The sequence below is a fragment of the Coleofasciculus sp. FACHB-542 genome (genome assembly GCF_014695825.1).
GTDB lineage: Bacteria > Cyanobacteriota > Cyanobacteriia > Cyanobacteriales > FACHB-T130 > FACHB-T130.
On record NZ_JACJPB010000026.1, the window covers coordinates 21,477 to 38,469 of the forward strand.

The window sequence follows — 16,993 nt, forward strand, 5'->3', positions numbered from 1 at the left end:
CTACTATTAGGCGTTCGTGTTAATACTCAGCAGCACCTCACCTTTGATCATCCGTTGGGCGGCATCGAGGAGCGCTTCTTCCAGATAAGGCTTGGTAAAGTAGCCCTTGGCTCCCAACTGAGCTGCCATTTGCTGGTGCTTGCTAGCGCCACGAGAAGTTAGCATGGCTACCGGCAGATGGTTGAGGCTGGGGTCTTTCTGAATCCGTGAGAGCAACTCCAGTCCGTCCATGCGAGGCATTTCAATGTCGCAGAAGACAATCTCGCAAGGCAGACCCGACCGAAGTTTATCCCAAGCTTCTTGACCGTCACGGGCTTGTTCCACTCGGTATCCTGCCTTGTTAAAGGTCATGGAGAGAAGTTCGCGCACCGTAATTGAGTCATCTACAATCAAGACCATCGGATCGGTCTTCACTGCTGGAGCCTCTACAGGAAGGGAAACACCCGCCTTATCCCACAGAGAAACGTTACGGTCTTTGCCAATCCGACCCGTCGCTAAGTCAATCAGCTCTAGAACGTCAGCAATGGGCATGATCCGACCATCCCCTAAGACAGTAGCACCTGCGACGCCTAGGGGCTTGGGCACAGGGCCTTCCAGTTGCTTAATCACAATTTCTTGTTCTCCCAGCACCTGATCTACTTGGACGGCGATAAAATTGCCAGCACTGCGTAGCACGACAACCGAAATCATGTCATCTTCCCTGTTTCCACCATAAACGGTGCCTCGACTGAGGTGACGCTGGTAGGTCAGTAGTTCCTCTAGAGGTTGGAAGGGCATGAGAGAGTCGCGCCAAGAGATACAGGTCTCACCTTCTGAGTTCGTTTGAATGCGGTCTTGGGGCACATCCAACATATCTTCCACCCCATCCATCGGGAAGGCAATGCGAGCTTTGTCACTCAGGCAACAAAGTGCTTTGCAAATACTTAAGGTAAGGGGCAGACGAACGGTAAAGGTAGTGCCCTTGCCTAGGGTGGAGTCTGTTGTGATTACACCGCGAATTTCGTTCAAACTGGTGCAAACCACATCCATCCCGACGCCGCGACCTGAGAAGTCATCGGCTTTGTCTTTGGTACTAAAACCAGGATGGAAGAGCAGATCGTAGACTTCCAGACGGGTCATGGACTTGGCTTCAGATGCGGTAATCAGCCCTTTTTCGACTGCCTTTGCCTTTACCCGTTCTGAATCAATGCCTGCGCCATCATCCGAGACGGAGATAACGGTTTGGTTGCCTTGATGGAAGGCTCGGATGGTAATCCGACCTACGGGAGGCTTTCCAGCGGCTATACGCACTTCTGGCGGTTCAATGCCGTGAGTGATGGCATTGTTCACCAGGTGCGTCATCGGGTCGTAGAGGTGTTCTAGGATCACTTTATCGATCAAGGTTTCCCGACCCTCAATTTGTAGCTCGGCTTGTTTGCCGCACTTCAGAGAAATCTCGCGGACGGCACGGGGCAAGCGGTCGGCAGTTTGGGCAAAAGGCACCATGCGCGATCGCGTCAATCCTTCTTGCAACTGAGTCGTCACCTGCCGCAGCATCCGGGCGACCTGGTCAGTTTCATCAACGAGGAATTCAATGTCAGCCGCCGACTCTCGGACGCGGACAATTAGCTCAATGATTTCTTGGGAAAGGCTGTGGAAAGGCGTAAACAGATCGAGTTCCAATTCACCCAAACCAAAACGGCTGTTGGCGGGAGCCTCCTGCGCTGCCGACGTATGGTCAGGTCGGGCGTTGAACCGATTGCTTTGACGACTGGCGAGTAGAGAGCTTTCTAGGAGCGATCGCTCATACCGATCCTGCATCCTCGCTCCCACGTCACTGAGTTGCTGTACCTGGTGCAGCAAGTTATCCAGAAATTGTCGCAGGCGTTCTTGATCCTGTTCCAAAGTGTTCCGGTTCACCACTAATTCCCCCACCAGGTTGCTGAGGTTGTCTAGGTGCTTAACCGGCACCCGCATGGTCTGTTCAAACACTTTAACCGGACGGGGACGATTAACCGGGCGAACTTGGCCTGGGCTTGTTTTCACACTACGTGGCCCACCCATCGTCTCCTCAGCCTGTCCCAACAGTTCCTCCAAATCCCCAAATCCATCGTCAAGGGCGTCTGCGGATGTAGCTGTTTCAGCTATCGGCTTCGTAGGAGAACGCTGCGATTGAGCAAATTGAGGAACAAGCTGAGGTTCATCATCCCCCAAGAGAGCTTCCAAGTCAGCAAACTCATTCATGTCTTCTGCATCAAAAGCCGCTGGCACGGATTCCTCTTCGCCTAGCAGTGCTTCCAACTCGTCAAACTCATCGTTACTTGCCAAGTTAGATGCTGGTTCTGCGAACACTTCCTCACCCAACATTGCCTCTAATTCGTCAAACTCATCGTTTTCCACTAATGAGATGGCTAAGTCTTGGTCTTGTTCTCCAACTGTCTCTAGCAAAGACAACTCATCTAAAACAGCAGCCTCTGAAGGATTTGCAATCTCTTGTTGTTCTGTCACTAAGTCCCAGAGATCGTCAACTTCCTTCAACTCATCTGCGTCAGACGCTTGGTTTTCTGAAGGAATTTCTCCAATTAACAGATTCTCTTCAAAATCCAATCCATCCCCAAACTCTACTGGTTCGCTACCTAAGAGATCCTCTAACTCGGAAGCTGCCTCTTGAGACACCGCTGCTGAGTCGATTCCCCACTCGGCATCGTCCATGTCGCTGCTAAATAGGTCTAAATCTGCTAATTCCAGCGCTTCTGGAGTCGATGCAGATGATGCTTCTTCTCCAAACATCGCTTCCAGATTCTCTGACTCCACTGGCACCGCAGCTAAGTCGATTCCCCACTCAGCTTCCGTATCGTTACTGCCAAATAGGTCTAGGTCTGAATCTGCTAATTCCAGCGCTTCTGGAGTTGGTGCTTCTTGTTCCCCAAACATCGCTTCCAGATTCTCTGACTCCACCGGCACCGCGGCTAAGTCGATTCCCCACTCAGCTTCCGTTTCGCTGCTAAATAGGTCTGAATCTGCTAATTCCAGCGCTTCTGGAGTCGGTGCAGATGATGCTTCTTCTCCAAACATTGCTTCCAAATTCTCTGGGGCTTCCGCAGGCACTGCTGCTAAGTCGATTCCCCACTCGGCATCGTCCATGTCGCTGCTAAATAGGTCTGAATCTGCTAATTCCAGCGCTTCTGGAGTTGGTGCAGGTGCTTCTCCAAACATTGCTTCCAGATTCTCTGACTCTACCGGCACCGCGGCTAAGTCGATTCCCCACTCGGCTTCCGTTTCGCTCGTTTCGCTGCCAAATAAGTCTGAATCTGCTAATTCCAGCGCTTCTGGAGTCGGTGCAGATGATGCTTCTTCTCCAAACATTGCTTCCAAATTGTCTGACTCCACCGGCATCGCGGCTAAGTCGATTCCCCACTCAGCTTCCGTTTCGCTGCCAAATAAGTCTGAATCTGATAATTCCAGCGCTTCTGGAGTCGATGCAGATGATGCTTCTTCTCCAAACATTGCTTCCAAATTCTCTGGGGCTTCCGTAGGCACTGCTGCTAAGTCGATTCCCCACTCAGCTTCCGTTTCGCTGCCAAATAAGTCTGAATCTGATAATTCCAGCGCTTCTGGAGTCAATGCAGGTGATGCTTCTTCTCCAAACATTGCTTCCAGATTCTCTGACTCCACCGGCATCGCGGCTAAATCGATTCCCCACTCAGCTTCCGGTTCGCTGCTAAATAGGTCTGAATCTGCTAATTCCAGCGCTTCTGGAGTCGGTGCAGATGATGCTTCTTCTCCAAACATTGCTTCCAAATTGTCTGACTCCACCGGCACCGCCGCCAAGTCGATTCCCCACTCAGCATCGTCCATGTCGCTGCCAAATAGGTCTGAATCTGCTAATTCCAGCGCTTCTGGAGTTGGTGCAGGTGCTTCTCCAAACATTGCTTCCAGATTCTCTGGGGCTTCCGCAGGCAACGAGGAATCTAAGAGATCCTCATCAAGCTCGAAAGCTGCGTCCACAGGTACTGCTGCTGAGTCGATTCCCCACTCAGCGTCGAATTCAGTAGCTAACAGATTTTCTTCATTTAAATCCAGCGCATCCAGCGCATCGGTACTGGAAGATGGCTCATCGCCTAACATTGTTTCTAGATTTTCTGCGGCATCCAGAGATTCTTGAGATGTTTCCTCTGACGGCAGCTCTAAAAACGCATCGGTTGTAGCGAAGAAATCATCGGAGGCGTCTGCCGAAACAAGGGACTCTTCCTGACTAGGATCGAACAAACTGGATAACGGCTCGCCTAGGCTAGCATCAAAAGCATCTGTATTTCCATCGGATAGGCTCATGCTGGCAAAGTCCAGAGAACTATCCCACTCAGTTGTTGCAGTTGCTTCTGGCTCTGCCTCAAAGAAGTTATCTAATGCGTCAAGTTGGGGCACTTCATGGCTTTCCCCATTCATGTCAAGAGATTCATCTAAAGATGCGAATTCTGTTGTTTCTAGCTCTGCTGCTTGCGACCCAAAGAAATCACCTAACTCATCTACCGAGACAGTTTCGGTAAGATTAGGAACAGCGTTTAGCGCCCCATTCGCATCTGCATCTTCTTGTAGCGCTAGGTTCTCGATCTCGCTACCAGTGCTTTCCGCTTCACTTTCCCAATCCAGGCTAAAGGGACTGGTTTGTGGATTGTCCAACTCCAACAAGTCCAGTGCTTCTTCGTTCCTTGCGTCTGAGGCGCTTGTATCCAGTGCAAATGCATCTGGAGACGCCCAATTGCTGGGAATATCTAAATCGTCTAAAGCTGAGAATGGCTCTTCAACCAAAGTTTCATTGAACTCCAGTTGGTTTTCCCAATCTTCTAGGTCTTCTCGTGCCGTTCCTGGCATTTGAGCTGCTGTTACTTCTGAGAAGCCCGCGGGTTGGATTGTCTCGTCCCACGCCAAGTCTGTTGCTGACCAATCCTCTAGGAAAGCTCTGTCAACGCTGCTTGTACTGGCATCGATATCTTCCACACCTGGTATGGCAGGCCAATTAAAGTCGAGGTTAACATCTCCTACCGCATCCGCTTCGATTTCGGGTGCGATCGCTTCTGACTCAAAGGGAGTTCCTATTGCTGCACTCAAGTCCAGCAAGTCGTTTGTCTCGTTTCTTGGCATCGTTTCTTCAAGCCACAGATCTGTGTTGTCATCCAACATCAGTTCATCGAGAACATCGCCATTGTCTGCTCTGGCGTGTGGGGTTTCAAACAGATCCAAGTTGCTAAAGTCGGGTTCTTCTTCCCAACCTGCTGCCGTTAAATCAACTTCATCTTCCAACAGGCTCCCCATCTCCAAATCGCCTGTCAAAGCTGTACTCGTACTCTGCTCATCCTCAAACACAAAATCTGGTAAATCGTTACCAGTCGTGGCGATTGGCTCGGCGGCAGCAACACTATCGAGTACCTGCAAATCCTCGCTCGACCAATCTGTAGTCCAGTCCGACCCTTCTGTAGACATGATCGATGGAGTTTCTAACTCTTCTGAAACTTCCTGGTTGCTGTTCTCGGCTGCTTCGCCAAACAGCGTTCCTGTTGTCATCAATTCCCAGTCTGACGACTCCTGACTCGCTGCTGCCTCGATCGAGTCATTTTCGTTAGTATCTATACCCGCAGCACCAAACAGATCTTCATCCGAATCCAACTCTAACGCTTCAGATTCTGTCGCCAAGAGTGCCAAGTCTAAATTCTCAGAGGTAAGAATGCCTAATAAATCTTCATCTGTAGCAGCCGCAAGCGACTCGCTTAAAAGGTTGGCATTCTCCTGTTGCTCAAAGCCTTCATCTTCTAAGAAACTGTCACTCCAGAGATTGGCTAAATTCTCTGATGGGGTTGCTTCTGAAGCTGCGCTTGGGGCATCTGCCGCAAACAGCAGGTCAGAAAAATCATCATCTCCATTTCCATCTCCATCTAACACGCTACCTGCGAACAATTGTGTAGCATCTTCCCGTTCGCTTTCGGCTGAAGGCGTTTCGCCTTCCTCTACTAAGTCTTCTCCAAATCCAAATAAAGTTAAATCATCTTCCTCGGTTGCTGAAGTGGCAGATTTTCCTAACCCATCTGTATCACCACCCAGTAAGTCAGAAAAGTCGTTTTCTTGTTCAAGATTCAACCATTCCTGACGCTCTGTGCCCATATTCTCTGCCCCATCGCCAATGACTTGTTCTTCTTGCCAGGTTTCATCCAGATCCGGGGCTTCCCCTTCAAACAAATCAGCAAGGCTATTGAGTTCTGCCATGCCGACTTCCGGCCCGTTGGGATCGGCTGGATGATTGGCAGATTCCTTACCCCGAGATGATTTGATACTCGGTTGAGAGAACGTCGTATCTGAATTCGCGGAGGTGAAGGAGGGTTCTTTCAAACCAGCCCCCGATTCACCAGCCGCAAACCGTTCTTCTTGGATAAACGTCTCTGAGTAGTTGAAACGGTCGGTTGCTTTTGGTCGGCTTTGACGGGTTCCGGCTTCTGCTGGGGTCATAGAATGCTGCGATTGTACAGACGCGATTCGGGTCTGTAAATCGGCAGTCGTTGCTCCAGCTAGTTCTTGGGCTGAATAGATGAGCGCGGGTTCGGCATCCAGTTGCTCCAAAAGCGATGGAGTGGCGGAGGATGGTAGGAGTGCCTTGAGCTGGGAACTCGGCTCAATTGAGCTAGCGCGACCTGCTAGCACCAGCTCTTGGGCTTGTTTAATTTCTTTAATAACGACAGTAGCCAGAGTGCGATAGGAATTTTCTGGATTTGCGATCGCGCTTGCCGAAGCCTGAATCAGTTCTGACCACTTCGGGCATTCATATTGTTCGCCCATCCGTTCCAAAGAGCCGCAGATTTCCTGAAGCTGTTGTCTGCATCTGGGTTGGTCGGTTTGTTTAAATAGCTGCAACATTTCGCGCAGCTGGTTGAGTACGTCGCTTTGAAAGCGTTTTTGGGCTTGCCCATCTCGAAGGTAGCCGCCTGCCGCCGTTGCCGCCCCTGTCTCTTGAGCGCCGCTAGCCGCCTCTAAGGAGACATTCCCGCCAGCCCCATTCACTAGGAATGCCATATGCTGGTTCAGTTCCTCAAACACTGGCTCGACGCCTGACATGATACCGTTAGCAATTTCCTCAGTCAGACCAAATGGGCCACTGAGTTGTTCTATCAGTTCCTTGAGGGTATCGGAAACCTTCAAAAAGAGGGACTCTAGTTTTTGGTCAATCTTCACCGGACACTCTTTGAGGACTTTGAAGCAGTCTTCTAAGCGGTGGGAGGTTCTCTGAATACTGTTGATTCCCAGCATTGCCGCCCCGCCTTTGACCGAATGGGCGGCGCGGAAAACTTCATTCACCATTTCAGAATCTTCAATGGTGCTTTGCAGATTCACCAATCCCTGTTCAATGGTATTGAGGTGGTCTTTCGCCTCCTCAATGAAGTAGCCCATGATTCGCTGTTGTTGCTCCGGCTGCATAGCAGTATCCTTCGAGAGTGCTGAGTGCTATTGACGCCCATACGGCGGCTTCCCGTAGGGAGTGCTGAGTAGGAGAAAGAAGATTTTTTCTCCACTAGATTGCTTTTAATGTACCCAATCTATACAGAATCGACATCATTGATTTTTGCCCGATTTGTAGAAACCCGATTAATCGCGTTTCCAGGGTGATTTTCAGTCGTTTTTGCCCCACAATTTCTGATTTCTCAATTTATTTCCCCTCCGTAGCTTCGATGCGGAAGCGTTCGACGGAAGTTAGCAGGTCTCGTGCCACTCCGACCAAGTTTTGCAGCGCAGTGGATACCCGTTGCGCTTCCTGGGAAGTTTCTTGTGCGGTCAGTTCCACCGATTGCATCACCTGGGCAACAGCAGAAGAAGTTTCTGTCTGTTCCACTGTGTCAGCAGTAATCGAGCGAACCAGGGCGTCGATCCGATTTGACACCTGAATGATGTCTTCCAAACTCCGCTTTGCCTGTTCTGCTCGCTTCGTTCCATCAATTACCTGTTGAGTGCCTTCCTCCATTGCCATCATCACCGAACCCGTTTCGCTCTGGATTTGCAGCACAATCTGTTCAATTTCCTTCAAAGCTTTCGCAGCTCGGTCTGCAAGTTGTCGCACTTCATCTGCCACCACAGCAAAGCCCCGACCCGCCTCACCGGCGCGTGCTGCTTCAATACTGGCATTGAGTGCTAGGAGGTTGGTTCGGGAAGCGATCCCTGAAATTAACGCGACAATCTTAGAAATTTCCTGGGAAGATTCAGCAAGGCGTTTAACTTTTCGAGTCGTTTCTGCAACGGTTTCCCGAATTTGCAGAATCCCTGCCACCGTTCGTTCTACAGATTCGCCACCCTTCAAGGCTGTGGCAGAGGCGGCGCGGGCGACTTCTTCTGCTTCTCTCGCATTTTCGGCAACCCGCTGAATCGAGCCAGTCATTACCTGAACCGAGTTGAGAGTTACCGCCAGCTCTTCTGCCTGTCGCAGCGCATCGGAAGACAAACCGCGAGCAAATACTTCACTGTCAGTCGCTCCTCTACTGACTTGTCGAGCCGCCATCTTCACCTGTTGAACGATTTCCCGCAGGTTTTGAATGGTCAGGTTAAAGGAGTCGGCAACAGCTCCCAAAACGTCTGCGGTGACTTCTGCCTGCACGGTCAGATCCCCACGGGCAGCACCTTCTACATCATCCAGCAGCCGAATCACTTGACGTTGCAAGTCTTCTTTTGCTTGTTCTTGCTCTTCAGCTTTGCGTTGAGCTTCGGATGTAGTGGTCAGGATGACGCGAGCCATTTGGTTGAACCCAGCGGCCAGGGAACCGAATTCGTCTTCCGAGTAAACGGTTGCCTGGGCATTAAAGTTGCCACCAGAGACAGACTCAAACTGGGCTTGGAGGTCTTCGGTGGTTTTTTTGATTTGCCGAGTCGTGATTCGTCCTAAAGCCAGGGTAGTCCCAAAGGTGGCGGCACCCGCTGCCAGACTCATCACCCAGCTGGTGTTACGGAGGTGGGAGATTGTAGTGTTTTTACTGTCTTGGGGAGCAGCACTCGCGGAGATGAAGCTGACAAGTGCAACGACAACGGCGGAGACAATTCCGGCAGCGGCGGCAGAGATCAGCGGCTTTTTACTCAGAGGGGCGTTTTCAAAGGCAGCCAAAGGGCCTTGTTCAATGGTGACATTTGGCTCTGCTTTGGAGCCTTCTGGAGTAAAGGAAATCGTTCCGGGGCTTTGTTCGGAGGTTCCGGTGATGCTGAATTCATCATCGTGAACGCCCAAGTTTGAACTTCCGGAGGATTCGGTAAAAGTTCGTGTCTCTACTTTCCGCTTGGAATCTCCAGATGCCCGTCTTGAAGAGGTTCCCAAGTCGGAAATTCCTGCGGAGAATCCTTGGCTATTGCCTTCTGAATGGGACAGATCGAAATCCGGAATGCTCCCTAAATCGTCTCCAAAATCACCAAATTCGTCTAAGAAGTCGCTGCTACTTTCATTGAGCCGGTTGCGCTGTTGATTTTCTGAGGAAAACGAGTCATAGCCAATGGCATCGTCAAAGGCTTCAAAGTCAAATTGGTCATTTCGGGTATTCCCGTTTTGATCGGAGTGGGCGACATAAGTAGCATCGTCTTCGTAGGGATGAGTCTCAAAGGGGCGGTGACGGGATCGGGTGGGATCGTTGCTACTGGTATAAGGTTCGGTATCGCCTAAGGCATCCTGACTGTCATATCCGAAACTTTCCTCCTCTGTTCTTCTGGATTCCAGCTCTCCGGATCTCATTAACAGTGTTTCGTCTTCCAGAGGAAAGTAATTGAAATTGGGTTCTTCTAAAGTGTCGGAAGGATTAGGAATTTCAAATGTCGAATTGTCATTCTCGAAGTTGCCCGATGGCATTTGAAATTCACGCTCCCCCGTTTGATCGAAGTCAGTAAAGGCGTCGAGCGGAAATGCCTCTGCATCAAAATCTGTATTGGTTGCGGGCGCTCCAGTCTCGTCATCCAGAGAACTGGGCGACCATGATTGTGCAAAGGGGTCGTGATAGGCTTCTGGTGTTTGTGCTGTTGCACTATCTGTATAGTCCGAGCTGACAAACGGATTTGCCGCTGAGTAAGACTCTATATCCTGAAAATCTCCAGAGTCAAAATCATCTAGAGAAGAGATGTCCTGGGTTGCTATCTCTGGTTCTTCTAGGGATGGCCATGCTGCGTTGGCTTCTGGAATCGCATAATCATCATGGTTGAGTGCAAATTCGTCTGGTTGCAACTCGCCACCAACCGGATCGGAAGTTGCACCAACCGATTCGGAGTAGTTTTGGCAAGAGAGGGCGTATTCTATTCCGTTGTTGGCACAATCGATAAACTCTTGGTCGTCGGTGAGCTGAGGCACCAACTCGTATTGTTCTTGCGCGATCGCGTACTGCTGTAATCCATAACAGTAAATATGACCCCGTAGAATCCGAGCATTTGGGTCATTGGGAAAATTTTCGACTAACCGATCGATGATGGCAGCTGCCTCTTCGTAGTTGCCCAGCGTGTAGGCCGAAAATGCGTGTTGATATTCTTGTGTGTAATCTGTACTTGATTTCATTTGCTTCCCCCAAAACAAGTAAAAATTAAAAATTAAAAATTAAAAAATTCATTTTGCCTTTTTGCTTTTTAATTTTTAATTGATTTCATGCTGCCCATCGCGCTGAGCGAACAATTGCGACTTGGTCTAATAGTCGGAGAAACTGATTTTTCTCTTTGTCTAATAACCACTCACCCTTAAGAAAAGGTGCCATACTGTCTGGAACGTTAGTAAGCATCTGTACCTGATCGATATCGAGCCAGTCCATGCCGACAATACGCTCAACGGCTAAGCCTAACATGGTGTCCTGGTCTTCAACGGCAATCACTGGAATCTCAGGTTTATCTGTGTTCAGGGCAGATGAATCCCCTAAAAACTGCCCGAGGTCTGCGACCCAAATCACTTGCCCGCGCCAGTTCAGCGTTCCTAACAGGAGGGGAGAAGCGTTGGGAATTGGAGTAATCCTGTCTGGTGATGGAGAAACCACTTCACGGATTCCACTGGCTCCTAGGGCAAATTCGTTACCGGATGGAACGTAAAACCGCAGGTGTAATTCACCTTCAGGACTCTCTAGTTCCTGAAATCCGGGTGAGTGATCTTGACCGCTGCCTGTTAAAAAGTCCGGATTGCCGACCATTCTATCTCCTTAGCTGTTAACTGTTAGCTGTTAGCTTTTGTTACTTCTCGAAACCTAAAAGCTACTAGAACTTTGGAGGTTAGTAGTTTTGGGCTAATGGCTAATGGCTTGTTAGCCTCGTAGCAGCTGTTTGACCGTCCCTATTAGCTCGGTTGGCTGAAAGGGTTTGGCTATATAAGCGTCTGCACCTTGTTTCATCCCCCAGTAGCGGTCAAATTCTTCTCCTTTCGACGAACACATTACCACAGGAACATTCTGGGTTTTTGGGTCGGCTTTGAGCCGACGACATACCTCATAACCGTTCATTCGGGGCATGACAATATCCAATACCACTAAGTCGGGACAAGACTTGAGAATTTGTTCCAAGGCTTCGACACCATCAGTGGCAATCGTTACAGTTAACCCACTTCCCTTGAGGAGGTCTGAGATCATTGCCCGTTGTGCGGGACTGTCTTCTACAACCAGAACTACACTCATAACTCCCTACCTACCTGTCTGCCGGTTCAAACATGAACGCTCGTAAGCCACGATTGGTTCACCCCTCAACCATGTCATGACTTAAGTATCCCATCTAACTTTAGACTCCTGTACGGGCGCTGTTTACGAGATATCTCCCCTGCTTTGGAGAGTCGCTGGTAAACGATTGCCCCCACGACTTGCTTAGTATCTGTAGTCGGTAGCCCGTCGTTGATAGTCCCTAGTCCATAGTCTATTCCTAATTTCATCATTGAATGAAGCCCCGCCTTATCGGTGGGGCAATTTTACCCGACTCGTACATCTGTTTCTTCTATCTCTCGATTTAACTCTGTAGGGTCTAAAGGTTCTGATATCGTTGATTCCTTTTCACCAGGGCCAATATATCTCTCTAGTAGCATTAATAACTCACTTTCTCCAAAAGGCTTGGTTAGGTAGTCGGTTGCGCCTACCATCCTGGCTCTGACTCGATCGATAAATCCATCTTTGCCAGTCAGCATGATGATGGGGGTCTGTCGAAAAGCGGTTGATTTCCGGAGCATGGCACAAATCTCATAGCCTTCGAGGTCGGGCATTGCAATATCACAAAGAATCAAGTCGGGTTTGAGTTGGAAGACGAGACTGAGTGCTTTGAGAGAATTGCTAATCGCGGTTGCCTCATAACCTTGTGGTTTTAGGATATATTCGACGGTTTTACCGATGGCAACGTCATCATCGATACAGACAACGCGAGGAATTTTGTTGGCTGGGGTCGAATCGGATTCTATGCTAATTCCGACTCGGCGACTGGCTGCTGTTTCGTCGCTGGTACAACTTTGCAGTTGTACCCAACCTTGTTGTACATAGGGATAAATGGCTCTTGCCACGGTTAAAATTTCACGATTCAGATATCGGGCTAGCTGCCGTAGGGAGGTTTTTCCATCTAGCTGGCGATCTAGGGTTTTAAAAGCATTTTCTGGCAGGGCAGCGCGTAAAGAAACTGCATCGGCAATGACTGGGCAGTGATTGGGAGATTGAATGTGGGGATGAAATTGTTTCCATTCCTGCACCTGCTTCATGATCTTGGCGACGAGGGGGGCAATTTCTAGGGTGGTAAGTTGCGGTGCTAGCGCTGGGCCAATGTCGAAGATGAAGGAGCCTTGATGAAGGCTGAGGAGGTCGAATAAGGTTTCATGCACCATACTGCGGATGATGCTGCGCCCTTGAGCAGGGGTCAAAATATGATTTTCCAACAGTGCCCACAAGTAGCCGTATTCGGGCGCATTAATCGCATCAATTAAGGGGACTTCCAGAGTTTTGAGGGAGGTTTCGGCTCGATAACGGCGTAGGTAGTCGCGCAAACGCAACAAACTGCCGGTTCCATCGCTAGCATAGGCGATTTGTCCGTTGAGGAAGAAGACAAACCAAAACGGCCCTGGTTCTTTGAGTTTCGCGTCTCGGTAGGGGATGCTGGTACGTCGCGCCCCTACATGCTCACCAGTTCCTTGGACGGGTGAGCTGTATGCCTCCACGAATAATTCACCTGTTCGCTGACCTAATTCGATCAGTTGCAGGATGCTGCGTATATCAATTTCATTTAACGTTCCCTGCATGTAATGAAAATGCGCTCCTAATAACCGTTTGAATCTGAGTTAATGTTGCATTTGTCAAGTTTTACGCGGTGCCTGCTATAAAAATCTTTACAATTAGGTAGTTTTTCTTTGAGTAAAGGATGGAGCCAGATAATACAGTACCAGGGAAAGAGATTCTGGCGAAGGCACAATCTTTACTGGCAGAAGTCAAACCCATGCAAGTGATTTGTCTGGTTGCTTTTGCCTGGGTTCAGTTAGCAATGGAACTAGCCGAGAATTGTCTGTGGCAGGATTGCCTAGGATTCAAGTTAAATATTAAATAAGAAAGAAATCGAAACATATTTAGTTTAATTTAAGACTTGACGTGGCTGCCAACACGGGCTAAATTACGGAGTCTTCAGGGAGAAACTGACCAAAAGGCGATCGCGTTTTAGATTGGGGTGTGAATTCAAAGGTGGAAGTGCCTCGTGGGTCGGCACTTCCACAACAAGGTCTGAAAAGGTTAGGATCGTTCTGGTATGAAGCCTGGGCGAGAATTATGGCGGTATGGCTCTGGTGGGACCAGAGATCGGTCAACAAGCGGGCACAAGATACATCAAGAGGACCATCAGCGTGCTGTATCTAGCAGAAGTACAAAAAAAGAGTGGCGGTGTTTTTGGTGGTGGCAAGGCCGAACTAAAACTGCTGGCTTGTCAGCAGAATGACCAGAGTTGGCGTGCTGCGTCTGATGAAGTGATTTCCGCTCCTGAAGAAGCCAATAATTTTAATGGTGGCGTCTTGGTGCTGGTTGAGCTAAGCGGGAATCGCCAAGTGCAGCGTCCGCCGACAGAGGCGGGGCGTCAGTTGGTGAATATTTTGCAGAATTTCTCTCGCCAACTGGAAAAGTCGAAAACTCAGGAAGAAGAAATTGAACAGTGGAAGCAGTCGCTGACTTATCAGAGTCAGGAGCTAAACCGGCGCGAAATGGAAATGGAAGCGCGGGTGGAACAGCTGCAACAGTTGGAGGAAGACTTTGAACGGTTGGAGGCGCAACGTCAAGAAATTGACAGTTCGCGGGAGGAAATTGAGCGACTGCGGGAAGAGTGCGATCGCAACCGCATCGAGATGGAGGGAGCGTGGGAACACTTGCGGGGCGAGCAGCGGCGCTTGGAGGAACGACAGGCGGAGTTCCAACAAGGAACGGTATTAGATGAGGAGCAAGGTCAAAAGATTCGGGAATTACTAGATCGTTTAGCTTCGGCGATCGCTCCTACGGAAGCAGTGCGAGAACAACTGAATCTGGCTTTTGAAATTGTCAACGGGCAGCAGGGAACCCTAGACCAGCACTGGCAAAATCTGGAGCAACAACGCAACAATGCCCAACAGAAGCAAGCGGAAGTAGACCAGCAAACTCAGGAACTGCAAAGGCGCACGGAGGAGTTAAAGCAGGCTCAAGAGGCTCTGGAAAAAGTGCGTTTAGAGCGGATGGTGCTTCAAAATTCCCTGGAGATCAAGCAGGAGTATGCTCAGATGCAGAGTCTCCAGTTGCGAAATCAGGAGGAGCTGTACGAGCAACTTCACCGTCTGGCAACAACTTCAACGGGTGTCAAAATTAGCCAAAAGGTCGATCTGGAAGCGCTGGAGAAAATGCCCCTAGGCGAGCTGCAAGAAACCGTGCAAAATCTTCAGCAAGATTTGGAAAAAGTGATGCGCTTTGTCAATGACCAAGAAGAAGAGTTGACCTTGCAGCGTCAAACGGTTGAGGAATTGCAGACGAAGATCGAGCAAGCCAGCGAGTATGACCGCCTCAGTTTGGAAAATGAGCTAGCAGAGGAGCAGGATTGCTACCAAATGCTGGATGAAACGCTGGTGGGCCAACGCATCTACCTGCGGGAGCGAGAAGAAGTTTTAAATCAACACTTGCGGGTGCTGCGGCGACGGCAAGGGATTGTGGACAATGAAGGGCAGGACAATCAAAAGATTGACTTGGGTCCGGTTCTGAGTCAGTTGGAAGGACAACGACAACAACAGGCAGAGGAACTACAAAAGCTGGAAAGCCAGATTGAGCAGGTGCGGATGAGCATTCAGCAAGCTCAAGGCATGATTGACCATCAAGCTGGCGAACAGGAGCAAGAGCGCCAGCAGATTAAGCAGCTAGAGCAGAAATTGCAGGAAATGAGGGCGGCGGCGGCGGAACTCGTGGGCAAGGTAAATACCTATCAGGAAACGCTACAGCCAATGCAGGATCGCCTGAATGAGATGCGGCAGAAGTTGGAGGCAATCGTGGGGACGTTGGCTCAGGTTCAGGAAACGGGTGACTATCAGCTGCAATCAATTACTGAGATGCGGCAAGTTCTCCTCACCTTGATCGGTGGTTAGTTGAATGTGGCATGAGAATTAAAAATTAAAAATCCAAAATTAAAAATGAATCGTTCTGAATTTTTAATTTTGGATTCTTAATTTTTAATTGAAATCCAAACTCCATCGACTTGTGCGATCGCACCCCCAGGAAAGGGATCGGTTTGAGAGCGGTTGGGGGCTGTAATTAAGGCAGTCAGTTTTTCGATTTGCTCGAAGCTGGGGGCGATGGGTAGAACTGAGGCGAGGAAGTGCCGCATGACGCGACGTTGCAGGGCTAGGGGGGCTTGACGCAATACGAAACGATTGAGTCTTTTGTTAGTGTTGAGTGTTGTAGAGCCGTCTCCCTGCCCATGCTGAGAGATAAGTGGCGAGTCTTCGTTTTCTAGGGCTTGTTGCAGCAGCTTCTGAGCGGCTTCTTCAAGATATTGCACATCTGCCCGTAAAAGTTCCGCTGTCTTCGCCAGTGTTTGCTCAACTTGGGGGTTGAAGTGAGTTTGTAAGTATGGCAGTAACTCCTGGCGGATACGGTTACGGGCATACTTAAAGTCTTGATTGGTGGAATCTTCCCAAACGGGAATCTGAAATTCTTGGCAAAATTGAGCGGTTTGTGCCCTAGTGACTTCTAGAAGAGGGCGCACCAGTTGCAGTGTTGGATGCAGTGTTGGAGTCAGCGGACGCTGCCAGGTTAGGGCTTGTAATCCATCGGCACCACTGCCGCGCATCAGGTTATAAAGGAGGGTTTCGGCGCGATCGCTCGCTGTATGACCTGTGACAATGTATGGGAAATTGTTGGTTTGGGCGATCGCACTCAAGGCTTGATAACGCCACTGCCGCGCCGCTGCCTCTGAGGCGATAGAGGGCATTTCTGGGGCGGTTTCTAAGTAAAAGGGGACTTGCCAGGTTTTAGCCAACTGTTCTACATGGTCGGCATTTGCTTGGGAATCCAGACGCCACCGATGATCGCAGTGAGCTATTCCTAACTGCCATCCCCACTTTGCCTGCAAATCCAGCAGTAATTTGATTAAACAGAGGGAATCTTGTCCCCCGGAGACTGCAACTAATAGCGGCTGGTTTCTCGGTAAGAGATGGCGATCGCGTAAAATTCGATGCAATTGGGCATGGAGAGGCGTCCAACTGGGAAGATTAGCCATTAGCTATCATCTTCTTTGAGTTGCTGACGAATATCCTCTAGTGGTGATTCTGGCTCATCAGGGCAAAATTCTAGACTTACTCTAACCTTTCCTTGTTTCCAGTTAGCACCGGGTTTTAGAACCTTGCAATCTATACCCTCACTAAACCACTTTATTTGCTCACCTGTTGCTCCTACCTGAGCCTGCATCTTGTTGATAAATTCACCCACTTGGAAAGTAGGGTGCTGAATTAAAAGTCTCTGAGTATTTGTATTGACACACAAAACATTGTCTGCTTCTATCCGCTCGAATCCATTGTTCATGTGAATCT

At 49.5% G+C, this 16,993-nt stretch carries 9 protein-coding genes; 2 read left to right on the forward strand and 7 right to left on the reverse strand.

Translation table 11 applies throughout. The features are described 5' to 3' along the window. Window positions 1-6: 6 nt before the first annotated feature. The 5 genes from H6F52_RS08235 to H6F52_RS08260 all read right to left on the reverse strand — a co-directional run bounded on the left by H6F52_RS08235 (window position 7) and on the right by H6F52_RS08260 (window position 13,213). A complete protein-coding gene (locus H6F52_RS08235) occupies window positions 7-7,440 on the reverse strand; it encodes a hybrid sensor histidine kinase/response regulator (RefSeq protein WP_199300476.1) in 7,434 nt (2,477 codons plus the stop codon). A 229-nt stretch (window positions 7,441-7,669) separates the two neighbouring features. After that, window positions 7,670-10,531, reverse strand: coding sequence for a methyl-accepting chemotaxis protein (locus H6F52_RS08245; protein ID WP_190533596.1), 2,862 nt, complete (start codon window positions 10,529-10,531; stop codon window positions 7,670-7,672). 85 nt (window positions 10,532-10,616) lie between these two features. Continuing rightward, window positions 10,617-11,147 carry a chemotaxis protein CheW gene (locus tag H6F52_RS08250; protein ID WP_190414516.1) on the reverse strand — a complete coding sequence of 177 codons (531 nt, stop codon included), beginning with the start codon at window positions 11,145-11,147 and terminating at the stop codon, window positions 10,617-10,619. A gap of 111 nt (window positions 11,148-11,258) precedes the next feature. After that, on the reverse strand, window positions 11,259-11,624 hold the full coding sequence (locus H6F52_RS08255; protein WP_190414517.1) for a response regulator: 366 nt from the start codon (window positions 11,622-11,624) through the stop codon (window positions 11,259-11,261). Between the two features lie 284 nt (window positions 11,625-11,908). Further along, window positions 11,909-13,213, reverse strand: coding sequence for a response regulator (locus H6F52_RS08260; protein ID WP_190533600.1), 1,305 nt, complete (start codon window positions 13,211-13,213; stop codon window positions 11,909-11,911). Window positions 13,214-13,332: 119 nt separating this feature from the next. Here H6F52_RS08260 and H6F52_RS08265 point away from each other — a divergent pair, with 119 nt between their 5' ends. Then, the gene (locus tag H6F52_RS08265) at window positions 13,333-13,515 is read left to right on the forward strand and encodes a hypothetical protein (protein ID WP_190533602.1); all 183 of its coding nucleotides are present in this window, start codon (window positions 13,333-13,335) and stop codon (window positions 13,513-13,515) included. A gap of 223 nt (window positions 13,516-13,738) precedes the next feature. Continuing rightward, the gene (gene hmpF / locus H6F52_RS08270) at window positions 13,739-15,550 is read left to right on the forward strand and encodes a pilus motility taxis protein HmpF (RefSeq protein WP_242031216.1); all 1,812 of its coding nucleotides are present in this window, start codon (window positions 13,739-13,741) and stop codon (window positions 15,548-15,550) included. A gap of 77 nt (window positions 15,551-15,627) precedes the next feature. Here hmpF and tilS read toward each other — a convergent pair whose 3' ends face one another. Both tilS and H6F52_RS08280 read right to left on the reverse strand, forming a co-directional pair. Then, window positions 15,628-16,683: a tRNA lysidine(34) synthetase TilS gene (tilS, locus tag H6F52_RS08275; RefSeq protein WP_190533605.1), complete on the reverse strand. Its 1,056-nt coding sequence runs from the start codon at window positions 16,681-16,683 to the stop codon at window positions 15,628-15,630. Next, entirely contained in the window at window positions 16,683-16,985 is a 303-nt protein-coding gene (locus H6F52_RS08280) for a KGK domain-containing protein (RefSeq protein ID WP_190533608.1), read from the reverse strand. The genes tilS and H6F52_RS08280 overlap by 1 nt, the downstream gene beginning before the upstream one ends. Window positions 16,986-16,993: the final 8 nt, after the last annotated feature.